At 66.8% G+C, this 24,913-nt stretch carries 17 protein-coding genes; 9 read left to right on the top strand and 8 right to left on the bottom strand.

Features of this window, described 5'->3' with window-relative positions; all coding sequences use genetic code 11:
- Positions 1–8: 8 nt before the first annotated feature.
- Both ACEOAB_RS04380 and ACEOAB_RS04375 read right to left on the bottom strand, forming a co-directional pair.
- Positions 9–974, bottom strand: coding sequence for an ABC transporter substrate-binding protein (locus tag ACEOAB_RS04380; RefSeq protein ID WP_056509196.1), 966 nt, complete (start codon positions 972–974; stop codon positions 9–11).
- A 48-nt stretch (positions 975–1,022) separates the two neighbouring features.
- Positions 1,023–2,477 (bottom strand): aldehyde dehydrogenase family protein, encoded by a 1,455-nt coding sequence (locus ACEOAB_RS04375; RefSeq protein ID WP_495653490.1) that lies wholly within the window; start codon positions 2,475–2,477, stop codon positions 1,023–1,025.
- 148 nt (positions 2,478–2,625) lie between these two features.
- Here ACEOAB_RS04375 and ACEOAB_RS04370 point away from each other — a divergent pair, with 148 nt between their 5' ends.
- Positions 2,626–3,585: a LysR family transcriptional regulator gene (locus ACEOAB_RS04370; RefSeq protein ID WP_413748902.1), complete on the top strand. Its 960-nt coding sequence runs from the start codon at positions 2,626–2,628 to the stop codon at positions 3,583–3,585.
- A gap of 118 nt (positions 3,586–3,703) precedes the next feature.
- On the opposite strand, the gene ACEOAB_RS04365 is transcribed toward ACEOAB_RS04370, so the two are convergent.
- Positions 3,704–4,477 carry an SDR family NAD(P)-dependent oxidoreductase gene (locus tag ACEOAB_RS04365; protein ID WP_413748903.1) on the bottom strand — a complete coding sequence of 258 codons (774 nt, stop codon included), beginning with the start codon at positions 4,475–4,477 and terminating at the stop codon, positions 3,704–3,706.
- Positions 4,478–4,609: 132 nt separating this feature from the next.
- Between ACEOAB_RS04365 and ACEOAB_RS04360 the strand changes: the two genes are divergently transcribed.
- The 7 genes from ACEOAB_RS04360 (at position 4,610) to ACEOAB_RS04330 (ending at position 15,197) form a co-directional block, all read left to right on the top strand.
- Positions 4,610–5,563, top strand: coding sequence for an SMP-30/gluconolactonase/LRE family protein (locus ACEOAB_RS04360; RefSeq protein WP_413748904.1), 954 nt, complete (start codon positions 4,610–4,612; stop codon positions 5,561–5,563).
- 275 nt (positions 5,564–5,838) lie between these two features.
- Positions 5,839–8,211 carry a type VI secretion system Vgr family protein gene (locus ACEOAB_RS04355; RefSeq protein WP_413748905.1) on the top strand — a complete coding sequence of 791 codons (2,373 nt, stop codon included), beginning with the start codon at positions 5,839–5,841 and terminating at the stop codon, positions 8,209–8,211.
- Positions 8,211–9,377 (top strand): DUF4123 domain-containing protein, encoded by a 1,167-nt coding sequence (locus ACEOAB_RS04350; protein WP_413748906.1) that lies wholly within the window; start codon positions 8,211–8,213, stop codon positions 9,375–9,377. Before ACEOAB_RS04355 ends, ACEOAB_RS04350 begins: the two co-directional genes overlap by 1 nt.
- A gap of 5 nt (positions 9,378–9,382) precedes the next feature.
- Positions 9,383–12,265 carry a T6SS effector BTH_I2691 family protein gene (locus ACEOAB_RS04345; protein ID WP_495653489.1) on the top strand — a complete coding sequence of 961 codons (2,883 nt, stop codon included), beginning with the start codon at positions 9,383–9,385 and terminating at the stop codon, positions 12,263–12,265.
- A gap of 12 nt (positions 12,266–12,277) precedes the next feature.
- Positions 12,278–13,378 carry an MFS transporter gene (locus ACEOAB_RS04340; RefSeq protein WP_495653488.1) on the top strand — a complete coding sequence of 367 codons (1,101 nt, stop codon included), beginning with the start codon at positions 12,278–12,280 and terminating at the stop codon, positions 13,376–13,378.
- A 49-nt stretch (positions 13,379–13,427) separates the two neighbouring features.
- Positions 13,428–14,078, top strand: a complete 651-nt coding sequence (locus tag ACEOAB_RS04335; RefSeq protein ID WP_495653487.1) for a hypothetical protein — start codon at positions 13,428–13,430, stop codon at positions 14,076–14,078.
- 12 nt (positions 14,079–14,090) lie between these two features.
- On the top strand, positions 14,091–15,197 hold the full coding sequence (locus tag ACEOAB_RS04330) for an MFS transporter (protein WP_413750964.1): 1,107 nt from the start codon (positions 14,091–14,093) through the stop codon (positions 15,195–15,197).
- Between the two features lie 52 nt (positions 15,198–15,249).
- Here the strand turns inward: ACEOAB_RS04330 and ACEOAB_RS04325 are convergent, their stop codons facing one another.
- The 4 genes from ACEOAB_RS04325 to ACEOAB_RS04310 all read right to left on the bottom strand — a co-directional run bounded on the left by ACEOAB_RS04325 (position 15,250) and on the right by ACEOAB_RS04310 (position 23,244).
- Positions 15,250–16,329, bottom strand: coding sequence for an aldose epimerase family protein (locus tag ACEOAB_RS04325; RefSeq protein WP_413750965.1), 1,080 nt, complete (start codon positions 16,327–16,329; stop codon positions 15,250–15,252).
- Entirely contained in the window at positions 16,326–17,252 is a 927-nt protein-coding gene (locus ACEOAB_RS04320) for an alpha/beta hydrolase family protein (RefSeq protein ID WP_413750966.1), read from the bottom strand. Before ACEOAB_RS04320 ends, ACEOAB_RS04325 begins: the two co-directional genes overlap by 4 nt.
- A gap of 26 nt (positions 17,253–17,278) precedes the next feature.
- Positions 17,279–22,030 (bottom strand): CapA family protein, encoded by a 4,752-nt coding sequence (locus tag ACEOAB_RS04315; RefSeq protein WP_495653486.1) that lies wholly within the window; start codon positions 22,028–22,030, stop codon positions 17,279–17,281.
- Positions 22,031–22,365: 335 nt separating this feature from the next.
- Positions 22,366–23,244 carry a LysR family transcriptional regulator gene (locus tag ACEOAB_RS04310; RefSeq protein WP_413750377.1) on the bottom strand — a complete coding sequence of 293 codons (879 nt, stop codon included), beginning with the start codon at positions 23,242–23,244 and terminating at the stop codon, positions 22,366–22,368.
- A gap of 136 nt (positions 23,245–23,380) precedes the next feature.
- Between ACEOAB_RS04310 and ACEOAB_RS04305 the strand changes: the two genes are divergently transcribed.
- Complete coding sequence (locus tag ACEOAB_RS04305; RefSeq protein ID WP_413750376.1) at positions 23,381–24,361, top strand: DMT family transporter; 981 nt, start codon at positions 23,381–23,383, stop codon at positions 24,359–24,361.
- On the opposite strand, the gene ACEOAB_RS04300 is transcribed toward ACEOAB_RS04305, so the two are convergent.
- Positions 24,331–24,912, bottom strand: coding sequence for a GNAT family N-acetyltransferase (locus ACEOAB_RS04300; RefSeq protein ID WP_413750375.1), 582 nt, complete (start codon positions 24,910–24,912; stop codon positions 24,331–24,333). The genes ACEOAB_RS04305 and ACEOAB_RS04300 overlap by 31 nt on opposite strands.
- Position 24,913 lies beyond the last annotated feature (1 nt).

The following is a 24,913-nucleotide window of genomic DNA, read 5'->3' as shown; positions in this document are numbered from 1 at the left end:
GTGGGCTCTCAGTACTTGCGATTGGGAAACTCTTTGGCAGCGACTTCCATCGGGAAGATGCTTTCTTCGGTCACGATGCGCTTGGGCAGCGTCTTGCCGGCCTTGATGTCTTTCACGGCGCTCATCAGTTGCGGGCCGAGCAGCGGGCTGCATTCGACCGACACGTTGAGCTTGCCCGCGATCATCGCTTCGAACGCACCCTTCACGCCGTCGATGGAGATGATGGTGATGTCCTTCGCGGGCTTCAGGCCGGCCTCCTCGATGGCCTGGATCGCACCGATGGCCATGTCGTCGTTGTGCGCGAAGAGCACGTTGATCTTCTTGCCCTCGGCCTTCAGGAAGGCTTCCATCACCTCCTTGCCCTTGGCGCGCGTGAAGTCGCCGGTCTGCGAGCGGATGATCTTGAACTTCGGGTCGGCCTTGATGATTTCCTCGAAGCCCTTCTTGCGGTCGATGGCCGGCGCCGAGCCCACGGTGCCCTGCAGCTCGACGATGTTCACGTCGCCCTTCTGGTCCTTCATCTTCTCGACCAGCCAGCGGCCGGCCTTGCGGCCTTCCTCGGTGAAGTCCGAGCCCATGAAGGTCACGTAGAGCGAGTCGTCCTTGGTGTTGACGGAGCGGTCGGTCAGCACCACCGGGATCTTGGCGGCCTTGGCTTCGCGCAGCACGGTTTCCCAGCCCGACTCGACCACGGGCGAGAACGCGATCACGTCGACCTTCTGCGCGATGTACGAGCGGATGGCCTTGATCTGGTTTTCCTGCTTCTGCTGCGCATCGGAGAACTTGAGTTCGATGCCGGCATCCTTCGCGGACGACTTGATCGACTCGGTGTTGGCGGTGCGCCATTCGCTCTCGGCGCCCACCTGCGCGAAGCCGAGCACGAGTTTCTTCTGCGCGAGCGCGGAAACGGGCAGCAGCCCGCCGAGGGCGGCGGCGGCCAGTGCGGTGTTGAGCGTGCGGCGATTCATCGTCATGGGATGTCTCCTTCTGTTGACTTGCTTGTTGAGAACGGTTTTTGTGGCTCAGGCCAGCATGTAGCCGGTCTTCACCGTCGTGTAGAACTCCGCGGCGTGGCGCCCTTGTTCGCGCGGCCCGTAGCCCGACCCCTTGCGGCCGCCGAAGGGCACGTGGAAATCCACCCCTGCGGTCGGCAGATTGACCATCGTCATGCCGACCACGGCATGGCGCCTGAAATGCATCGCGTGCTTCAGCGAATTGGTGCAGATGCCCGCGCACAGGCCGAAGGGCGTGTCGTTGCACAGCGCGAGTGCTTCATCGTAGTCGTCGGCGCGCAGCACGCAGGCCAGCGGGCCGAAGATTTCCTCGCGCGCGATGCGGTGCGCCGGCTTGGCCAGGAACAGCGCGGGGCTCATGTAGTGGCCGGCGGTGGCGCGTTCGAGCGCTTCGCCGCCCCACACGTGCTCGGCGCCCTCTTCGCGCGCCACCTCGACCCAGGCGAGGTTCTGCGCGAGGCGCTCCTCGTCGGCCACCGGGCCGATGTCGACGCCGCGCTCCAGCGCATGGCCGATCTTCAGCGTCTTGAGCCGCTGGCGCAGCCTGGCCACGAAGGCGTCGTGCACCGCCGCCTCGACGATGAGCCGGCTCGACGCGGTGCAGCGCTGGCCGGCGGAAAAGTAGGCGCCCTGCACCGCGCAATCGACGGCGCGATCGAGGTCGGCATCGGCCAGCACCACCAGCGCGTTCTTGCCGCCGGTCTCGAGCTGCACCTTGGCGCGGCGCGAGGCTGCCGCCTGCAGGATGCGCTCGCCGTTGGCCATCGAGCCCGTGAAGCTCAGCGCATCGACCAGCGCGCTGTCGACCAGCGCCTGCCCCACTTCGCGGCCACTGCCCATCACGAGGTTGAAGGCGCCGGCCGGCAAGGCGGCGCGGCTGATGATCTCGGCCAGCGCCCAGCCGCAGGCCGGCACCAGTTCGGCCGGCTTGAACACCACGCTGTTGCCGTGGGCCAATGCGGGCGCGATCTTCCAGGCGGGAATGACGAAGGGCGAGTTCCACGGCGTGATGAGACCGACCACGCCGACCGGCTCGCGCGTGACGTCGACCTGCACGCACGCGCGCACCGAGGCGACGTTCTCGCCGCCGCCGCCACGCAGGGCCTCGCCCGCGAAGAACTTGAAGATCTGGCCCGCGCGCGCCACTTCGGCCACCGCCTCGGGCAGGGTCTTGCCCACCTCGCGCGCCAGCAGCAGGCCCAGGTCGTCCTTGCGTGCGAGCAGTTCTGCGCCGATGCGGTCGAGCACGTCGGCGCGCCGCTGCGACGTGCTGTGGCTCCAGTGGGGAAAGGCCTCGGTGGCCCCGCGGATGGCGGCCTCGGCCTGGCGGCGATCGGCGCGTGCGTACTCGGCCACCACTTCGCTGGTGTCCGAGGGATTGGCGCTCACACCCGTGGTCGCGCTGGTTTCCCAGCGGCCATTGATGTACTGCCGCACGTTCTGATGGAGCTCGCCGTGAATCACCGGGCGGGGGCCTTGTCTCTGTAGTTTTGGATGTGCGGCGAGTCTAGAAACAAAATTGATATCAATCCAATCGTTTTTTAAGCAAAATGGATATCGATCATCGGATTCTGGAAAACCCGATCAGTCCTTCGTTTCAAGTCAAAGAGACATGACCAACTACAACCACTGGTTCATCCGCGCCCGCCTCAAGACCCGGCAGCTGTTGCTGCTCGTGGCCCTGGCCGAGGAAGGCAACATCCACCGCGCGGCGCAGGTGCTCAACATGACGCAGCCCGCCGCCTCCAAGCTGCTGAAGGACCTGGAGGACGTGCTGGAGGTGCCGCTGTTCGACCGCCTGCCGCGCGGCATGCGCCCGACGTGGTACGGCGAGACCATGATCCGCCACGCCCGCGTCGCGCTCGCGAGCCTGAACCAGGCGCACGACGAACTCACCGCGCTCAAGGCCGGGCGCTTCGGCCAGGTCAGCGTGGGCGCCATCACCGCGCCCGGGCTCACGCTGCTGCCACCGGCCGTGGCCATGGTCAAGCGCGAGCAGCCCGACCTGCGCGTGTCGCTGGAGATCGAGACCAGCCCGGTGCTGATCGAGCGGCTCGAGCAGGGCAAGCTCGACATCCTGGTGGCGCGCCTCTTCGCCGAGCACGACAAGTCGCAGCTGCGCTACGAAGCACTGAGCGAAGAGCCGGTGTGCGCGCTGGTGCGGCCGGGCCATCCGCTGCTGGGCGTGAGCGGGCTCACGTTGCGCGACGTGGTGAGCGCAGGCTGGATAGTGCCGCCCGCGGGCAGCGTGCTGCGGCACCGCTTCGAGCTGATGTTCCAGGAAGAAGGCCTGGCGCCGCCGACCAACACCATCGAGAGCCCGGCGCTGCTCTTCATCACGCGCATGCTGCAGCAGAGCGACATGGTGGCGGTGCTGGCGACCGACGTGGCGCGCTACTACGCCGCGCACGGCATCGTGTCGCTGCTGCCGCTGGACATGCCCTGCCACATGGACGCCTTCGGCATCATCACGCGCACCGACCGGCTGCCGTCGCCTGCGGCGAAGGTGATGATGAAGGCGCTGAAGACGGCGGCCATGAGCGTGTACGGGCGGAAGCTAGAGATCGACTGACCGACCGGGTTCATACGCGGAATGCCGCGGAACCGGCTTTGCCGGGCCGCTGGCATTGCCCCCGGCGAGGGGGGTGGAGAAGCGACACGAAGTGCGCGAAGCCTGGGGGAGTGCCCGCTCAGGTCCAACCCGCGTCCACGGTGAACTCTTGAGCCGTGCACATCTTCGCGTCGTCCGATGCCAGGAACAGCACCATGCGCGCAATGTCTTCCGGCATCAGCTTGTCGGGCAGGCACTGGTTGCGCTTGAGCGACTGTTCGCCTTCGTCGTCGAGCCAAAGCTTCACCTGGCGCTCGGTCATCACCCAGCCGGGCGACACGGTGTTGATGCGGATGCGGTCGCGGCCCAGGTCCACCGCGAGCCCGCGCGTGAGGCCGTTCACCGACGACTTGGCGATGGCGTAGCAGGGGTAGCCCGAGCCCTTGGTCTGCCAGCCCGTGGAGCCAAGGTTGACCACAGAGCCGAAGCCCAGGCGCTTCATGCCCGGCACCACCGACTGGATCGCGAACAGCGCCGGCCGCTCGTTGATGGCCATGCGGTTGTCGTAGTAGTCGGGCGTGACCGATTCGAGCGTGTGGCGGTCGTCGCTCGCCACGTTGTTGACCAGCACCGCAAAGTCGCCGAGTTCGGCGGCCGCGTCGGCAACAGCCTTCTGCAGCGCTGCGATGTCGCGCACGTCGCAGGCGCGCCACCACGGCGCCGCGTGGCCGGCCTCCTCGATCTGCCGTGCGAGCGCCGCGCTGGAACCCTCGGCAATGTCGATGAAGGCGACGCGCGCGCCCTGGGCCGCGAAGGCAGCAACGATGGCAGCGCCAATGCCGCTGCCGCCGCCGGTGACGAAAACAGCGCGGTCTTTCAGGCTGGGATAAATGGAATGCTGGGGGGAATTCAAGAATAGTCTCCAGGGTGCTCGGCAAATGACATTGCAAAATGCGTATGCATCAATGCCTCAATTTTAAATTTCCGTTATCAATATGCCTTGATACGATCCGCCGAGTCAAGAAGACATGACGAGGAAAAACAAATGAACAAGCAAGAGACAGGCGTCCTCTCCCCTTCATCCGCATCTGCATCCGCGCCTTCGGTCGCAGGCGAGCCCGAATGCATCTGGCCCGCCGGTGCCAACCTCGGCGAAGGCACGATGTGGTCGCAGCGCGAGCAGGCGCTCTACTGGATCGACATCCTCACGCCGCGCCTGTTCCGCTACGACCCCGCCAGCGGCGCGCAGCGAACCTGGACCTTCGACGAGGAGATCACCGCCATCGCCGAGCGCGCCGCGGCGCCGGGCCTCATCGTCACGCTGCGCCGCGGCTTCGCGCTGTTCGACACCACCGCGCCCGGCGACGCCACGAAGCCGCGCTACCTGCACCAGCCCGAGCCCGAGCGCACCGGCAACCGCTTCAACGACGGCAAGTGCGACAGCCGCGGCCGCTTCTGGGGCGGCAGCATGGACTTTGACTGCCAGGCGCCCACCGGCGCGCTCTACCGCTACGACGCCGACGGCCGCTGCACGAGGCACGACGACGGCTTCGAGGTGACCAACGGTCCGACATGGTCGGCCGACGGGCGCACGATGTACTTCAACAACACGGCGCGCAACAACCTCTACGCCTACGACTTCGACGTGGAGGCGGGCACGGTGTCGAACCGGCGCGTGTGGCACCGCTTCCCCAAGCCCGATGGCCTGCCCGACGGCATGACCACCGACGCGGCCGGCCGTCTCTGGATCGCGCACTGGGGCGGCTCCTGCGTGACCTGCCATGACCCGGTGAGTGCGGCCGAGCTGTGCCGCATCCCGCTGCCCGCGAGCCACGTCACCGACTGCGCCTTCGGCGACACCGACCTGCGCACGCTCTACATCACGACCGCGCGCAACGGGCTCACGGCCGAACAGCAGGCAGCCGAGCCGCTGGCGGGCGGGTTGTTCAAGGTGCGCATCGGCAGCCCGGGGGTGCCGGCGGCGCTGTTCGCGGGCTGAAGCTGCCAGACTCGCACGCGAGACGCCGTGCGCGCCCGCGCCGTAGAACTGGACGATGCCGCGAAGATCACGCTTGTTCAAGCCCTTTGCGCCAAGCATCAACTGCGCACTAGTTCCCGGCGCTGTTACTTTCGTGTACTTACGGCACCAGTACATGGGCTTACATAATCCCCGGAAAAAGCTTGCCCTCATTCCGAGCAGCCAAGCCCTTCAGGGAGTTCCATGTTCATCCTCACCAATACGCGTGCATGCTCGCGCGCGCGTCAATCGCTGCAATGACGCGGCGCGTCACGATCCAGACTCCGCTGGGCGACACGCTGAAGTTGCACCGTCTGGTGGGGCACGAAGCGCTCAGCCAGGCCTATGCGTTTGACGTCGACGTGCTGGGCAGCACGAACGCACTCGATCCGAAGGCGCTTCTCGGCAAGGCAGCCACGGTCACGGTGGAGACGGAAACCGGCATCCGCCATCTCTGCGGCCTTGTCACCCGTTTCGGCCTGGCGCAAGAAGACGCCCGCCAGTCCTTCTACAAGATGCGGCTGCGCCCCTGGCTGTGGCTCGCCACTCGCCGAAGCGACTTCCGCATCTTCCAGGACCGAACCGTCCCGGAGATCCTGGGCGCGGTCCTCGGCCGCTACGGCCATCCGTTCGAGCTGAAGCTCATCCGCAGCTATCGCACCTGGAACTACTGCGTCCAGTACGGCGAAGACGACTTTGCCTTTGTCTCGCGCCTGTGCGAGCACGAAGGCATCTATTTCTTCTTCCGGCACGAGGCCGAGCAGCACGTGCTGGTCCTTGCCGACGATATCGCCTGCTCACACGGCCCCTTGCCCGGCGGCGAGACCGTGTCGTACCACCCGCACGAGAAGTCCGGCATGACCGGTGGCCTCGAGCCGAGTGAACGCATCACGGAATGGGAGCAGGCGCAAGAGATCCGTTCCGGCCACCACTACCGTGACCATTTCGATTTCGAACATCCCCGGGCCGACCTCTCCAGCGTGCAGCAGATGCCGTCCGGTCACGATCACGATGCCCACGAACTGTACGAATGGCCGGGCGACTACACCCGGCATGAGGACGGCGAGGTCTACGCACGTATCCGCAATGAAGAGCAACTGAGCGAGCGCAGCAGGGCCAGGGGCCGCTCCAACCTGCGCGAACTGGCGCCGGGCTACACGATGCGGCTCGCCGGCCACCCGCGGGTCGACCAGAACCAGCAATATCTGTTGCTCGGCGTGAGCTACCACCTCCGGGAAAACGTCGAAGCCAGCGAAGGCGTCGGCCGGACCGAAGGTTCGGTGCAGCACTTTGCCTTCGATGCCCAGCCCACGCACTTCGCCTGGCGTCCGCGGCGCACGACACCCAAGCCGCGCACGCAAGGCCCGCAGACCGCCGTCGTGGTGGGACCGGCCGGCGAAGAAATCTGGACCGACCGGTACGGCCGCATCAAGGTCCAGTTCCACTGGGACCGCATCGGCGAGGACAACGAGCATTCCAGCTGCTGGGTACGCGTGTCGACGGCCTGGGCTGGTTCGACCTTCGGCATGGCCGCGCTGCCGCGCATCGGGCAGGAGGTCATCGTCGACTTCCTCAATGGCGATCCGGACTGCCCCATCGTCACCGGCCGTGTGCACAACGCCGACGAGATGCCGGCCTGGCAGCTGCCCGATCAGAAGCACCTCACCGGCCTCCGCAGCCGCGAACTCGGCGGCGGGCGCAGCAACCATGTGGTACTCGACGACTTCGCGGGCAAAATCCAGGCCCAGCTCAAGAGCGACCATCAAAGCTCAAGCCTGGGTCTCGGCCATATCGCGCGCATCGAGGACGTGGCAGGCCGCAAGGACGACCGGGGCCAGGGCTTCGAACTGCGCACCGACGGGCATGGTGCGGTGCGCGCCGCGAACGGCCTGCTGCTGAGCACCGAGGCCCGCGCGAACGCCCAGGCCCACATCACGGACATGCGCGAGACCACCGCCAGGCTCACCCAGGCACGTGATCTGCACGAGGGCCTGAGCCAGGCTGCGCAGGAAGCCAAGGCGCATCAGGCGGGCGACCAGGACGAGGTGGCCAAGGCGCTCAAGGAACAGAACGACGACATCAGAGGCCATGGCAGCGACCCGGCCCACGGCATCTTCCCCGAATTCCAGGAGCCGCACCTGACGCTGGCCAGCCCTGCGGGCATCCAGGCCACGGCCGCCGGCAGCACGCACATCGTGAGTGGCGAGCACACGGCCATCACCAGCGGCGCGCATGCCAGCATCGGCGCGGGCAAGAGCCTGCTGGTCAGTGCGAAGGAGGCCGTGCGCCTGTTCGCCCACAAGGCGGGCATGAAACTCACCGCCGGCAGTTCCGACATCGACATCAGGGCGCTGAAGGCCAGCGTCAATGTGCTGGCCAAGATGAACATCAAGCTGGAGGCCAACCGCATCACGATCACCGCCAGGGACGAAGTGCTGATCAACGGCGGCTCGAGCTACACGCGCTGGAACGCGAATGGCATCGAGCACGGCACGATGGGCATCTGGCGCGAGCATGCGGCAACGCACAGCCTCCTGGGACCAAAGAGCTTGCCCACCTCCAAAGGCTACGAGGCCAGGTGCGAACTACAGGACAGCGGCGCAGCGGGTGGCGCGTCTGCCTCCCGCTGATGGACAACCCCTTGGCTGTGCACCCGGATGCCTCGCTTCTTCTGACCAGTCTGCGAAAGGGCTTTGCCAGGGCTCGGGCGCTGGCGTCACCCGCGCAAACGCCGGTTGCCCGCCCGTTGTCGGCCTTCCTGGTGCTCGAACGCTGGCGAGACAACCCGCTGAGTGAGCACCTGCAGGAACACCATCCGCGCTTTGCCGATGAACGCGTCGACGTGCCCGACGAGATCTACCGCGGATGCCCTGAAGCCGCGCCCACACTCGTGCCGCTGCCCGAAGACTGGGCAGCCGATGCGCCCAGTCCCGGCACCCAGGCTGTCCTGCACACGATGGCGCTGGCCCTCGCCGCGGCACAGGTGCAGAGCGCTCGTCGGCTGGTCGATCAGATGTTGTGCGCTGTCGTTTTCAGTACGGCGACGCCTGCAAGCATCGCGCTGCACTGGACCCGGCTCGGATTCCAGATCTCGCCCGCTGATGGAAAGGACAGGCTGTTTCGCTATCAGGATGCGCGCGTCATGCAGCGTGTGTGGCCGCTGCTTGATGACGCACAGCGTTCGCAGTGGCTCGGACCGGTGGCCGGGTGGTGGGCGTTGAGCCAGCCATGGCGGCCCTGGCCATACGCCGATGCACTCGCCACGGGTGGAAAAGTACCTGCGGGCGATGGCGAAGATCCGCCCGAATGGTTCATTGCGAGTTGGCCGGACTTGTCCAGTGCAGCGGCGAGAGAACCACGGCGCGAAACCATGCACCATCTTCTGCGCCTCGATCAATGGCATGCGGCACACAGTGCGACAACGGGCGCGCGGCTGTGGATGAGCATGGCTTCCCGGCAAACCCCCGTTCAACGCCAACCCGATGGAGAGGCGATGACCCGGCTCCTTCGCCAGGGAGCCGAATTGGGATTGACCCAGGAATCGGATCTGTCCGAATTCGTCGACGCGTCATGGCAGGCGCATCACGACGATGACCCGCCCATCGTGCGCGACTGGTCGGCCCCCCGGGAGGCGGCCGTGTTGCGGCATGCGCTCGCCTTGATGCATCCGGCACGCGATCACACAAGCCAGCCGGCCAACGGCCGTCTTGCTTCACCTGGCTTTGCCAGCGCGCTGCATGACGCCGAGCAAGCCCTCTCGAGCTCGACCAACCCGAACATTCTGCGAAGAGACTGAAGCCCATGCCTTGCGCCACTCCCTGCCGAAACTGCGATCGCAAGGGTCTGCCGATTCTGTTCACCCGTTACGCCGCGGCCTTCAGCGCGCAGCACAACGGGCTCGCTGCGCTCAGGCAGTTGCAGCCTACGGGCAATTTCCAGACCCAGCCCGGCGGCGTGGCCATGCGCACTGCGCTGTACGGCGTGCGCATGCTGCGTCCAGGCTACCTGTATGTGCGAGTTCAGAATTTGTGCAAAACCCATCCCGAGTGGCTCGCCTACATCGTGCATCCCCACGGCTACCTCGCGCAATTCGACATCGGGTTCCCGGAAGCCGCCAAGTCGAACCCGGCCTGCGAGATGGAAGTTCGTGGCGCCAACGCTTCCATGGTGTGGGTGGCGGACGCCAAGAACGTCACCGAACTGCATTACATGTTTCACCCCGACCCGATCGTGCCCAAGCATCTGTTCGAGCACATCGAGCCGAAGCGGGACACCTACATGCAGAAGTTCGATGTCGCAGGATGGCTGGGTGGCAATATCAGCCAGAAGGACACCTGCCAACCGGGACAGCTCAACAGCCAGGTGATGGAGTTTTCGGCGCTGAAGGACACGGCCGTGCAGACCGTGGGCAGCGAGCAGCACTACGGGCTCATGGGCGTGCACGGCGCCGAGCGCGAGTGGGGGAACTACGAGGAAGCGCGTACCGGGCGGCATTTCGGGAAAGTGCGAAACGAAACGCGCCATGCTGACGGGGGCGTGGCCGTCACCGACACGGGCGCCGTCACTGGCATGGCGATGGGACCCTACATCGCGCGCATCACCGGCCCGCTCTACAAGGATGCCCATGGCCCCCGGCTGCGGAAGATGGCCGAGTTCCTGGTTCAGCACAAAGGCGCCGTCGTCGCATGCGACGACCCCATCGGCATTGCCCAGGAACTCAGCCTGCACCATCTCACCGCGGCCATGCCGTATGTGCAGTGGCTCAAGGAGGTCGACGTGTTGGACCAGGGCAATGCGACAGTGACGAATGCGTGGAAGCACGCCACCAGCGAAAGCATCAAGACCGTGCGCGGGGCCCTCTACAAGAAGGCCATGGCCATGTACGACGCCGAAACGGACCGCCTGAAGAGCGTGCACGACGTCCTGGGCCGACGCCACGCGTATCCTGTGGGGTCCGTGATGATGCCGCAAAAGGACGGCAGCTACGCCGAGGTGCCGGTCAAGGATCTGGAGGCGCAGCGCGGGAAAGCGTTGGAAGAAGAAATCGCCGCTCGCGAATCTGGCCGAGAGGACATCAGCGACGCTGCATCCAAGGCCGCAATCGAAAAAACCCTCGGCCACTTCGATCCCACCAGGCTCGAGAAATTCGACACAACCCACCTGGCGCAAATCAAGGATCGCGACGAGCGCATGGACAAGATCAGCGAAGACCTGATCGCCTGGCTCCAGTGCGATGCCTTCCTGGTCAGCACATTGGGTCGCTACGACCGCAAGCCCAGCGGCATCGACACCGGCGACGGCGCGCGCTGTGCGGGCCAGTTGTGCGCTATTCTGGAAACCATGGACAGCAGCCCGCGCGGGCGCCGCTGGTATGCGGAACTCCGGTTGTTCAAGGACGACCCGAAGAATCTCGTCTGGCGCATGGCGACCCTGAACAACGAGGAGATCTCCCAAGAGTTGCAGCGCGTGCTGGATACCCTGCGGGACACGCTGCCGCCGGCCACCGAAGTGTCGGATCCACAAACGGCGGAAGAAAGCGCGCGCCAGCAGCGCGCCTGGGCCGCCATGGCCGCGGCGTTGGGCCAGGTTCCAAAGACGCTCAAGGGCAGCCAGACCTTGATCAAGGAAGTCCACAAGCTGGGCGAGCCCGGCCTGAGCACGATGCAGAAGATCAAGTCGCTGCAGAAGATCGCCGAGACGGCTGCGAAGAATGTTCATTCGGTATGGGGCATCGCGGTCGTGCAGGCAGCCCAGAAGCTGGGTGCGTCCGCGATGGAACTGAACCTTGCCAAGGGGCAGATCGTGTTGCTGTCGCACGGCCTGGGCGACAAGGCCATCGAGTTCGTGCGCCAGGAGCAGCGGGCGCTGGACAAGGAACTGCATGCCAGCGGACAGCCGGTGAGCTACAGCAACAAGCGCCATCCGGCGCCGGACGGGCGTGCGTGGCGGCGGCACTACGACTACAAGGGCGAGAAGATGCAGGCCCGGGTGGATCGAGCATTGGCGCTGGGCGCGGACAACGCAGCCAAGAACATGCGCATTCCCAGCGTGATCGGCGGTTTGGAGATCATGAGCCTGATTCCGACATTCGGTCGCGCCGGCGAGCGCGGGGAGGATCCCAGGGCTGGCAGCCAGAGCGCCGCGGCAGTGGCCAGCGCGATGGGAACCTGGAAGAGCTGGCGCTCCGACTACTACGAGAAGAACGTCTACGAGGCGATCAAGGGCGAAGCGCCGCTGGCTGCGCGCGCGAATCTGGTGACGGCCCTGGACAATGAACTGCGCATGCTGAAGATCGGCGCGGCGCATTGGGTGGCGTCTGCGGCGGTGGTGGGGGTGGTTTGGGATGCGATTGATGGGAATACGGCGGACAAGGAAGAAAATTCGCAGCTGATGCGTGCGTACTATGGTCGTGCCATTTCTGGCGGGGCGACGATCGGATCAGCACTTTTGAGCGCTTACAACTTCAAGAATGTGAAAGTCGTTCTTTGGTGCACACGTATCAATCTCGTCACGGGCGCCGCCACCCTGGCCTTCAGCTATGCCATCGAGAAGATGAAGGAAAAGGAGTGGGCCGATTGGCTCATGGCGGAACCTTTCCGGAAGGCTGACAGCAAGAAAATTCCGCATAGCAGCGAACATCTCATGCTCAGTCAATTGGCCAATGCCATTGCTGATATGGACTGACGAACGGCAACTATGTTTCTTTCAGAAAGCGGTTATCGCCAGGAGCAACGCAGCGGAGGTACACCGCAGGCACTGGCGTATTTTGCGGACATCAACCAGTACACGCGGTTGTACGGAATCCATGAGGGCATGGAACCTCGCCAGGAGAACGAACCAAAGCCCACGAGAAAAGAAAAGCTCGAGCAGCAGAAACTCGTGCGGCCTCGACTCTATGGAATGCGCACCTTGTTCGACTTCAACGAACACTTCATTGAATTGAGCAATGCGGAAGAAGAAAAGCGCTCGCTCGGGTTCATGCTGTTGCTGTTGGGTGCGCTAATTTTGTCAGTACCGGTATTCGGTGCCACCGCCCATTTTCTGCGGCATGGAATGCTGGATTGGGTTCTGTGCCTCATGGTCCTCGGCGTTTTTGCCTTGGAGTATTTTCTTGTGTGGCCTTACTTTTTCGCTCCGGCTTTCTTGACCAGCCTGCGCGCACGCTACCGCTTCAACCGAACCACCCGCAAGGTCTACGCACTGCGCCCAAAGAAATACGGCGGCAACGTCGTGCTCGACTGGGACCGCGTGCAGGCGCATGTTCGGTGGGCGCCGCCAAAATCCTGGACCGCCGAGCAACTGGCGGCGAGCGAGGCTGCACGCGAAGAGCGGTTGCGCTCGGCGGGTCTGGACAGCAATCTGCTGTTGTACTGGCCCCCACTGGATGCCAACGACCCCGAGCGTAAAGGCGAAGACGTGCTGTGGGTCGGCCCCACCGGCAGCGGCGAAGCCTTGTGGCAATACATCCGCACCTTCATGGAAGACGGGATGGACGCCGTGCCGAAGCCCTCCGAGCACGAGTGGTTGCGCAAGGGCTTCAGCGGCCCGGGCGAGCACCTGGAAGAAACCGTCATGCACGGCTCGCACATGCGCGACGACATCGTGGGCCAGGGAACTTCGGGTGCGACTTACAGCAACTACGCAGTCAACTTCCTCTGGGCGCCGCTGCACAGCCTGGCCGAACGGCTGTGCTACTGGCCGACGTTCCCCGAAGAATGGAACAGCGACTGTGGCCAGAAACGCCGCGAGAGCGGCATTGGCCCCGAAGAGCCGATGCGCTGGACAAGCAGGACTTGACTGGCGCCGGATTGAGCTGGCGCTGGGCGCGGACAACGCAGCGAAGAACATGCGCATTCCCAGCGTGATCGGCGGTCTGGAGATCATGAGCCTGATTCCGACATTCGGTCGCGCCGGCGAGCGCGGGGAGGATCCCAGGGCTGGCAGCCAGAGCGCCGCGGCAGTGGCCAGCGCGATGGGAACCTGGAAGAGCTGGCGCTCCGACTACTACGAGAAGAACGTCTACGAGGCGATCAAGGGCGAAGCGCCGCTGGCTGCGCGCGCGAATCTGGTGACGGCCCTGGACAATGAACTGCGCATGCTGAAGATCGGCGCGGCGCATTGGGTGGCGTCTGCGGCGGTGGTGGGGGTGGTTTGGGATGCGGTTGATGGTGGAATGGCACGTCGAGAAGAAAACCATCCTCTCGCTCTCGCCTACTATGGTCGTGCGATTGCTGGTGGCTTAACGATCGGATCGGCCCTCTTGGGTGCTCATAACCTCAAGAATGTGAAAGTCGTTCTTTGGTGCACACGTATCAATCTCGTCACGGGCGCCGCCACCCTGGCCTTCAGCTATGCCATCGAGAAGATGAAGGAAAAGGAGTGGGCCGATTGGCTCATGGCGGAGCCTTTCCGAAAGGCTGACAGCAAGAAAATTCCGCATAGCAGCGAACATCTCATGCTCAGTCAATTGGCCAATGCCATTGCTGATATGGACTGACGAACGGCAACTATGTTTCTTTCAGAAAACGGTTATCGGCAGGAGCAACGCAGCGGAGGTACACCGCAGGCACTGGCGTATTTTGCGGACATCAACCAATACACGCAGTTGTACGAAATCCATGAGGGCATGGAACCTCGCCAGGAAAACGGATCAAAGCCCACGAGAAAAGAAAAGCTCGAGCAGCAGAAACTCGCGCGGCCTCGGCTCTATGGGATGCGCACCTTGTTCGACTTCAATGAGCACTTCATCGAGTTGAGCAATGCGGAAGAGGAAAAGCGTTCGCTCAGCTCATTGCTTCTTTTTCTCTTCATCTTCGTACTTTCTCTACCGTTATACGTTGCGGTTAGTTCCATCCTCGGAACAGACCCCGCGTGGTTCGCTGGCGCGATGTTTGGAATATTCCTCTTGGTGTTCTGCCTGTGGTACTTCTTGGCATGGCCCTACCTACTGGCGCCAGCCTTCTTCACCAGCCTGCGCGCACGCTACCGCTTCAACCGAACCACCCGCAAGGTCTACGCACTGCGCCCAAAGAAATACGGCGGCAATGTCGTGCTCGACTGGGACCGCGTGCAGGCGCATGTTCGATGGGCGCCACCAAAATCCTGGACAGCCGAGCAACTGGCAGAAAGCGAAACCGCGCGCGAGGAGCGCCTGCGCTCGGCGGGGCTTGATAGCAACCTGCTGCTGTACTGGCCCCCACTGGATGCCAACGACCCCGAGCGTAAAGGCGAAGACGTGCTGTGGGTCGGCCCCACCGGCAGCGGCGAAGCCTTGTGGCAATACATCCGAACCTTCATGGAAGACGGGATGGACGCCGTGCCGAAGCCCTCCGAGCACGAATGGCTGCGCAAGGGCTTCAGCGGCCCGAGCGAGCACCTGGAAGAAACCGTCATGCACGGCTCGCACATGCGCGACGACATCGTGGGCAAGGGAACTTCGGGCGCGACTTACAGCAACTATGCGGTGAACTTCCTCTGGGCGCCGCTGCACAGCCTGGCCGAACGGCTGTGCTACTGGCCCACGTTCCCCACCGAATGGAACAGCGACTGTGGCCAGAAGCGCCGAGAAAGCGGCATCGGCCCCGAAGAGCCCATGCGATGGGCCTGCAAGCCTTGACGTCCGGCAGCACGATCGATGCAGAGCGCACCGCACTGAATGAACGAAGGCCTCAGCCAAGCATCCCGAACCGATGCTCGGTCACGCTGTGAAAGCGCTCCCCCGGCCGCAGCACCGTCGACGGAAATTCCGGCCGGTTCGGCGAGTCGGGGTAATGCTGCGTCTCCAGGCACAGACCATCCCCCTGCCGCAGGCTCGCGCCCGCGCTGCCGAAGAGGCTGCCATCGAGAAAATTGCCCGAATAGAACTGCACGCCGGGCTCGCTGGTGTGCACTTCCATGACGCGGCCCGTGGCCTCGTGCTCCAGCCGTGCCGCGAGCGCAAGACCGTGATCGACTTGAGCCCTGTCGAGCACCCAGTTGTGGTCGTAGCCATGTGCGAGCAGCAGCTGTTCATGGCCTTCACGGATGCGCTCGCCGATGCGCGTCGCGGCGCGGAAGTCGAACGGCGTCGAAGCCACGTCGGCCACGCCGGTTGGGATCAGCGTCGCATCTACCGGGCAGTAGCGGCTCGCGGGAATCGTCAGGCGGTGGTCCATCACGGAGCCGCTGCCCGCGAGGTTGAAGTAGTCGTGGTGGCTCAGGTTCAGCACCGTGGGCTTGTCGGTCGTGGCGCTGTAGTCGATGCGCCATGTGTTGGCAGTTGCCGCCAGCGTGTAGCGCACCGTCAGCCGCAGCTCGCCGGGGTAGCCCTCTTCGCCATCGGCGCTGGTGTAGCGCAGCTCGATGGCAATGTCGCCGCCGGCCTCGTGCGCCGTCATCGGCACGATCTCCCAGAAGCGCGTGCCCAAGCCCTTCGCGCCGCCGTGCAGCGAGTTGACGCCATCGTTAAGCCCCAGTTGATGCGGCGTGCCGTCGAGCGTGAAGCGCCCCGCCGCGACGCGGTTGGCGAAGCGTCCGACGATCGTGCCGAAATGCGGATGCGGCTTGAGGTAGTCGGCGAGCGTGGGCAGGCCCAGCACGATGTTCCCGCTGCGCCCGTGGCGGTCGGGCACGCGCAACGCGGTGACGATGCCGCCATGGTTAATGGCGCTCAGGCTCAGGCCGCGGCCGTTGTCGAGGGTGTATTCGGTGACCGTCCGGCCGTCGGGCATGCGGCCGAACTCGCGCGATGTGATGTTGCTTTTGCTCATGTATTTCCTGCTTGCTGAAGCATCGCCTCGCGCGCGCACTGGGCGGCGGTGCGCAGCGCGATGCTGTCCTTGAGATCGTGGTAGTCGGGCGGTTCCCCCGCGTGCGTGCGCAGCTCGATGCGGTGGCCGGCCTTGGCCACGGCGTCGGAGAAGCGCTCCTGCAGCGCGAAGGGCGTGTTCCTGTCGTCGCGGCTGCCGATCAGCACGATGCGCCGCGCCGGGTCGCGCGCGATGCCGCCCACATGGTCGAGCGGGTCGTAGAACTGCGCGCTGCCGGTGGTGTCGGTGCGGCCGTCTCTGGAGCGGCCCAGCATGCGTGCGCGCTCAAGCAGCCCGTAGGCGCCTGAAGTGAGCACCGCGCAGGCCACGCGCGTGCGGCCGAGCGTGAGCAGCGCGGCACCCGCGGTGGCGCCGCCGCTGTGGCCGACGATGACGATGCGCTGCAGCCTGTGGCGCTGCATGAGTGCATCGAGCGCGGCATCGAGCGCGTGGAACTCCACCAGCTGGCGGCGTTTGCGGTGATCGCCCGATGAGCCGTACGTGCCGGGCCGCGCCATGAAGATCCACGGCACGCCGGCGCGGTCGCGGCTGCGCTGCGCATCGAACGTGCGCAGGGGCTCGGTGTTGCCCGGGATGCGCTCGGGCGCCTGGTCCATCACGCCGTCGCGGTCGCCCGAGAACTGCACGATGGCCATGCGCGCACCGTCGATGTCGTCGCTCGCGAAGTAGCGGATGCAGGCCGGTCCCTCGGCAGGCCGCACCCACAGGTAGCCGGGCCGGTCGGGGCAGCCGGCGCGGTCGGCGGGCTGGTTCCAGTGCAGCACCTCGTCGTTGCTCGCGATGAAGGGCCGGGGCACGTCGGGGCCGGTGCGCTGCGCGCAGGCCGCCTGCACCAGCGCGAGCAGCACCAGGACACCGCGCATGCACCGCCGCAAGAGGCCCTGCGTCCTCATAGCCGTTGCAGCAGCCCGGGGATGCGGCCGAAGTCGGAGCCGACGCGGTCGCCCTTCACCAGCACGAGGTCGCCGTCGCGCAGGAAATCGCCGAGATAGCCCGCGAGCTGCGCGGCGTCGTCGAAGTGCGGACCGAGCAGTTCGGCGGGCACCTCCTCGCGCAGCCAGCGCATCTCGTCGCCGTGCGTCACGAGGTGCTCGATGCCGGATGCCAGCAACGGTGCGGCCAGGCTGCGGTGCATGGCCTCGGCTTCTCCGTCGAGATTGACGATGCGCCCCAGCACGCCGATCTTGCGCGCCACCGGGCCGCTCTGCGCGCGCTGCCAGTTGCGCACGAACTCCATGGCGTTGCGCATCGACATGATCTCCGCGTTCCAGCTGTCGTCGATCAGCGTGGCCTGCACGCCGGCCTGCGTGCGCAGCGGGTGCACCTGCATCACCGAGGCCGGCAGGCGCACTTGAGGCATGCGCGTGCAGGCAGCGTCGCCGTCGAAGCCCATGGCGAGCAAGGCTGCGAACGCAAGCGCCGAATTGCGCACCAGCCCCGCGCTCTCGACCGGGAACAGGTATTCCAGCGTGCGCCCCGGGATCGCGATGCGCACGCGGCAGCCGCCGCGCGGTTCGGGCCGGGTATCGAGCAGGCGCACGTTCGCGTCGGGCCCGCTGCCCACCACCCAGATCGCACCGGCCGTGCACGCGGCAGCATCCACCACCTGCCGCAGGCAGGGAATGTGGTCGGGCACGATCGCCACGCCGCCGGGCTCCAGGCCCAGGAAGATGCGTGACTTGTAGGCGGCCGTGAGCTCCAGCGTCGAGGCCTGCCGGGTCTGCGACAGGCCGATCTCGGTGATGAGGGCGACGTGCGGCCGCGCCATCAGAGAGATCGGGCCGCGGTCCATCCACAGCCCGCTCTGCGCCATTTCGAGAATGCACACGTCCACGTCGGGCCCGAGGTTGGCCAGCATGGCCGGCACGCCGACGCGCGAGTTGTAGTTGTCGATGGTGGAGTGCACGCGCGCACGCTCGGGCAGCAGGTCGCGCAGCATCGCGATGGTGGACGACTTGCCGACCGTGCCGGTCACGCCCACCACGAAGCCCTTGTAGCGCGCCCGCGCGGCAGCGCCCATGGCCAGCATCGCGGCGATCGGGTCGTCCACCTGCAGCAGCGGAAAGGCCGGGTCGAGCCCGTCGACCGCATGCGCGACCACGGCCCCGGCCAGCGCAGGGTGCAGGCTGGGCAGTTCGAGGTGACGGTCCCGGTTGTCGGTGCGCGGCTTGCTGTAGTTCTCGTGCGCGGCGAGCGTGCGGTAGTCGGAAGCGATGAAGAGAGAGGGCTTCGGCAGCAGCCCCATGTGAACCGGCCCGCGCACCACCGAGTTGACGGACCATCCGGGCGGCGGCTCGACCAGCCAGTGTCCGCCGGTGATCTGTTGCAGCTGCGCGGCGGTCCACACAGGCTCGGGCTCGGGGCCCGCGCCGGGGCGGTCGGCCGCGAGCACGGGCGCGGCGCGCTCGGGCAAGGGCGTCGGAAAATCAGGCACGCGCAGGCCGCACCACAGCGGGAGCCGTCGCGCGGGCGGCAGCTCGGGCGCGTCGCCGCGCACGCGCACTTCGAGCTGCAGCACGTCGCTTTCCAGCAGGCCGGCGCGCGGCGCACGCAGGCCGTAGCGGTCGCGGTAGATGTGGCCGGGCTCCCAGCGGCTGGTGGGCCACATCCAGTCGCAGGGGTCGTGCTCCATGCCCTCGCCCCATGGCGGCATGCGGGTGCTGCGTATCGGCAGCGCGCGGAATTGCACGCGCAGGTCGGCCGCGAGGGGCGCATCGACGGTCCAGAACGATTCGACCCACAGCAGCCGGCGCCCGACGATCTGCCGAGGCGCGCAGCGAACGCCCACGAGGCGCAGCGGGCCGATCTGCAGCGGCGTGATGCGCGCGTCTCCAGGCACCGCGTCGACGAGCCACTCGGGCCGCGGTGCAGGCACGGCACCAACGAGTGGCGCCGGCCGCGCAACCGGCGCGGCCGCGGAAGCCGGCTCGGGCCGGAAGCCGGGCCGCTCGGGCGGCGACAGTCGCACCGCGCAACGGCCTCCGGCCACCGGGACCATCTCGGTGCCGAGCGCGCGGCATTGCGCAGCGAAGCGCTCGCTCAGTGCCTGCGCCTCGTCGCCCGCGAGCTGCCGCGAGAAGCCGAAGCCGACGCCGATGGGCGTGAACATCACCTCCTCGACGCCGCACGGACCCAGCGTCAGCGAGAACACGCCCGAATCCCCGAAGTCGTTGCGCGCCGAATCGAACAGCAGGTCGCCGGCGTCGTGCAGGATCGGCCGGCCGCGGTAGATCTCGATGCCCTGCAGCACATGCGCCGAGGTGCCGAGGATCGCGTCCGCCCCGGCATCGACGATGGCATGGCCGACGGCGATCTCGGCCTGTGTCGGTTCGGTCTCCAGGTTGTCGCCCCAGTGCACCGCCACCAGCACCACGTCGGCCTCGCGGCGCGCGGCCTCGATGCGCGGTGCGAGCGTGGCGGTCCAGGCGGCCGGGTCGCCCAGCGGCAGCCAGGCTGCCCCCGCGCGTGCGGCAGTGGCAGCAAAGCGGGACTGCGTAGCGTCGAGCGAGAACAGCGCCACGCGCACGCCGCCCGCGCGCCGGAACGCGGGCCGCAGCGCAGCCTCCGGCGTGCGGCCGGTGCCGGCATGGGCAATGCCCGCGGCATCCAGCAGGCCGTGCTGCTCCATGAGCGCATCGGGGCCGTAGTCGCCGCTGTGGTTGTTGGCGGTGGCGACCATGCCGATGCCGGCCTCGGTCAGCACCGCGAGCATTTCGGGGCGGGCGCGGTAGTAGTAGGGAGCGGACTCGCCCTTGTCGACGCCCTGCTCGCCGCTGGCGGCGACCACGCATTCGAGGTTCACGATGCGCAGGTCGGCCTCGCGCAGCGCGGCGATGTCGCCGAGCATTCGGTGCGCGCCGCCGAGTTCGTGCAGCCGGTAATGCTGGCGGCGCGCGAGGTTGACGTCGCCGCCCCAGGCGACGACGCCGGTCGCCGCCTTCGCCTGCTGCAGCACCTCGCCCGCCTTCAGCATCCGGTGGTACGCCACATAGCCCGAGAGGTAGTGCTCCACGTCGTCGATGCGCACGCGAAAGCTGTGGTGCTTGATGAAGAACGAGCCCGCGATGCGCGCCGGGTTGCGGAAGAACATCGCCAGCTCGGGCCAGAAATGGCCGTTGGCGAGATAGCGCGCGCGGTACGCCAGCGCGCGGTCGAACTTGTCGCGGTCGAGCTCCGCCAGCAGCGGGCGCAATGCGGGGTCGGCCTCCAGCCGCAGCACCATGTCGCGCGCGGCCATCATCAGTTCGAGCAGCGTGGGAAAGGTGGTGATGCGCTCCAGCACGAAGTCGAGGTACCCCGACACGTTCTGCAGGCCGAACCGGTAGTAGCGCGTCTCGGGTCTGTAGCGCGTGAGTTCGTTGACGCAGTAGCTCAGCCAGTGGTCGTGCGCGCGCCAGTGCTCGGCGGCAATGAAATGCTCGAAGGCTTTCTCGACGACCTCGAGCCAGCGCGCGTCGCGCGTGAGGCCGTACAGGCGCATCAGGCCGAAGGCGGCTTCGCCGTCGTAGTAGATGACGCGGAACCTGTCCTTGACGTCGAGCGCGGGCGCGTTGAGCACGTGCACGAAGCTGCCGGTCTGCGGGTCCTGCATGTGGCGGATGCCGAGCGCGAGCTGCTCCAGCAGCGGCAGGTATTGCCCGTCGCCCGTGAGCTCGGTGTACTTGACCAGCGCGAGCAGGCACACGGCATTGCCGCCGAGCTTGATCTCGTTGCCGATGTCCAGCAGGTAGGCGGCGCGCGTGCCGTCCGGCAACCCGGCCGGGCGGATCAGCGTGCCGGTCAGGAAGGCCAGCGAGCGGTCGATGGCCGCCTTGAGCGTGTCGCTGCGCGTGAGCTCCCACGCCTCCAGCATCGCGTAGGTGGAGCTGGCATGGCGCAGCGTGTTGTAGGTGGGAATGACGCGGTCGAAGCAGGGAAACCAGCCGTAGTGGAACTCGCCCGTGGGCTTGACCTGCTCGGCGAGGTAGTTGCCGGCGGCGTCGATCAGCGCGTGGACCTGCGGCGCGTTCCATTCGCGCAGTTCGCGGAATCCGGCCGCCTGCCCTTCGGCGGTGAGGGGCCACGCGCCATCGGCGTCCACGTACACGGCCCGCGTGGTGAAGCACCAGACGGGCGCCGCGTCGTCTGCGGGAAAGTCGATCTCGCGGCCGAAGCGCCGCTTGCAGTGCAGACGCAGGTTGCCCGTATTGGGTTCGGCATGCTCCACGTCGCCGTTGTAGAGGATCGCGCTGCCGAGCATTTCCTGCGCGAGCAGCGCGACCTCGAAGCGCGCATCGAAGGCGATGCCCTCGTTGAAGTAGTTGCGCTTGGTCTGCGCCAACTTCGCTTTCAGCGCGCCCCAGCTCATGGGCTCGACCTTGTCCACCACCTCGGCGCGCAGGCGCTGCACTGCCTGGCCGGTGCGCTTCGCTTGCTCGGCGGCGGCACGCCATGCGGCGTCGAAGTCGGCGCCCCGCCCCGAAGCCACGCGGGCCCGGCTGCTGTCTTCGCCAACGGCCAGGAACACCACGCAGCCCGCCTCGTTGGTGGCGGGCGATGGCAGGGGCAGCGCACCCGCCGTATCCGCCAGGGCCTGCCGGGCGCGGCTCAGCAGATCGGCGAGAGGATTGGCGGCGGGCAGGGCAGCGATTTCAGCGTTCATGTAGAGCGGAGCGTTGCGGCGGCGGGGATGGTACCCCGCGGCAATGCTTTGCGCCGCGTCGGGTGCGTTTGGGGGTGCGTGCACAGGGCACCGGGTACTCCCCTCCGCGAATGTCCCCCGCCCTTCGGGCTCCTCCTTTATTTCGCTGCGGGGAGCACCCGGCGCCCTGCGCACGATGGGCGCTGCCGTTGTTCCGCTCGATCAACAAGTGCTCTGAACGATCACGACGGCGGGGTGCCTTGCGCAGCGAAATAAAGGAGGAGCCGAAGGCGGGGGACATTCGCGGAGCAAGGTACCCCGTCGGCGTGATCGCACCCCGAACGAGAGGCGTCGTTTCAGCCCCAGGCCTCCATCACCGCGCTGCGCACCGCATCCACCGCCACGGGACGTTTGCCCTCACCCGGCGCGACCCAGCACAGCCACGTATGCGACCGCCAGCCGGTCCATATCGCGAGCTCGCCGTTGCGCTCGCCCTGTTCGGCCTGGTCGAGCCGCATCAGCCCCGCGCCCATGCCGCTCGCGACCATGCTGCGGATGGCGCTCTCGCCGTCGGCCGTGCGGCCCTGGCGGTATTCGCGGCCCGCGCCGGCAAACAGTTTTTCCAGATGCACGCGCAGGATGCATGAAGGCGGCGTGCCTACCCACGGCATGTTCGTGAGCTGGTCGAGCGACAGGCCGGGGTGCGCCTCGGCGACGGGCAACGGCAGGGCCACGACGAGGTCGACCGCACCGAGGCGGCGCAGTTCCAGTCCTTCGATCTGCTCGCTGTCGCTGAGCACGTAGGCGCAATCGAGGTCGCCGCGCTGCACGGCGGAAAGCGTTTCGTACGACAGCCCCTGTCTCAGCTGCAGCGCGACCTGCGGATGGCGTTCCGCCAGCTTCACCAGCACCTCGCCGAGCCGCAGCGCCACCGGATCGACCACCGTGCCGAAACGCACCACGCCCTGCGCCGCTCCGCGCAGCTGGTCGGCCGCCGAGCGCATGCGCATGGCGGAAGCCAGCGTGCGCTCGGCCTCTTCGAGCAGGCTGAGGCCGGCCTCGGTGGGTGACATGCCGCGCGGCGTGCGCTCGAACAGCTTCACGCCGAGTTCGTCTTCCAGCGCCTTGAGTTGCGCACTGACCGCCGGCGCGCTGGTGAACACGCGCTCGGCGGCGCGGGTCAGGCTGCCTTCCTTTGCGATGGCGACGAAGGTCTTGAGTTGATAGAGCTCCATGGCGATGGATTGTGAGCTTCGGGGCCGGATCGGTCCGTTCGTTTTTCTGGAGGCCCCTGTCCAAAGAAGCGAATGGCAATGGCGGCCTCCAGCCCCGATTCTTCAGGCATCGATCATTGCAAGAAGAGGCTCCCCCATGTCCCAACGCCAACGCCTGAGCGGCATCGCCGCGCTGCTGCTCGCCACCTCCGGGTGGGGCTCCCTGTTCCTCGTGAGCAAGGGCGTGCTGCACCACGTCGAACCGGTGTGGTTCACGCTGATCCGCTACACCCTGTCGATGCTGCTGTTCGTGCTGCTGATCCTGCCGCGCGGCGCGGCGCCCTGGCGCAAGCTGCGGCTGCATGCGGGGCCGCTGGCGCTGCGCGGCGCGGCCGGCTTCGGCGTGTTCAGCGTGATGCTGCTGGTGGGGCTGGCGCATTCGGTGCCTTCGCATGGCGCGGTCATCATCGCCACCACACCCATGACCACGCAGCTCGTGCGCTGGGTGCTCGATGGCGTGCGCCCCACGCGCACCACCCTGCTGACCAGCGCGCTGGCGCTGCTGGGCGTGGCGACGGTCTCGGGCCTGCTGCTCGGCGGCGCGGGCTCCTCGGCCGCGTCGAGCACGCTGCTCGGCGACGCGATCGCCTTCGGCGGCACGCTGGGCTGGGTCTGGTACACGCGTGGCACCACGCGCTTTCCGGAGCTCGACGTGATCGAGTACACCGCGCTCACGGTGCTGGCCTCGTGGCCCGTGCTGCTGGCCGCGGCCGTCGGCGCTTCGCTGCTGGGCTGGTCCGCCGTGCCGAGCCTGGAGGGGCTGCGCATGTCGTGGCATGCACTGCTCTTCGTGGGCGTGGTGCCTTCGGCCATCTCGGTGCTGGCTTTCAACTACGGCGTGCGCGCGCTCGGTGCCGTCACGGGCACGGCGTTCCTGAACTTCGTGCCGGTGTCGGCGCTGCTGATGAGCGCGGCGCTGGGCAAGCTGCCCACGGTGAACGAGGCCGTTGGCATGGCGATGGTGGTGGTGGCGCTGCTGCTCCATACCGCGTCGAACCGCAAGGCTTCCACGGCAACGACGGCACAGGCCACACCGGCGCCGCAGACCTACCGCACCTGCGGAGCCACTGCGCCATGATCGCTGCCAGGGCCCTGTTCGATCAGCTCGCGATAGAAGAACGTGGTGGCGCACAGCCCGCCCTGCGGCAACAGGGCAAAGCCGGGAATCACGCCCACCCGCGTCCATCCCACGCGCGCATAGAGCCGCTCGGCTTCGGCGCTGGAGGTGTCGAGCACCAGCAACGTCTTGCCGCGCTCGCGCGCCACCTGTTCGGCCGCCTGCATCAGCAGCGCGCCGATGCCCTTGCGGCGCGCACGGCGGTGCACGAGCATCTTGGACACCTCGGCGCGGTGCGGCTGGTTTTCGGGCTGGGCCAGCACGAGCTGCACCGTGCCCACGATGCCTTCGGCGTCCTCGGCCACCAGCAGCGCGCGTTCGCCGCGCGCCACGCCGTCGGCCACGTGGCGCCAGAAGGCCCGTGCGCGTTCTTCGGTCAGCGGCTGCATGAAGCTCACCGACGCGCCGCCCTCGACGCAATCGGCCAGCACGGCGGCAAGGCCCTGCAGCTGCGTGTCGGTGACGGTGGACAGCAGGCGGATGCGCGGCGCATCGGCAATGGGGGTCGGCATG

It is taken from the genome of Variovorax sp. Varisp53 (assembly GCF_059491555.1).
The sequence above is the reverse complement of the archived record's forward strand: the minus strand, read 5'-3'. Positions and strand labels throughout refer to the sequence as shown.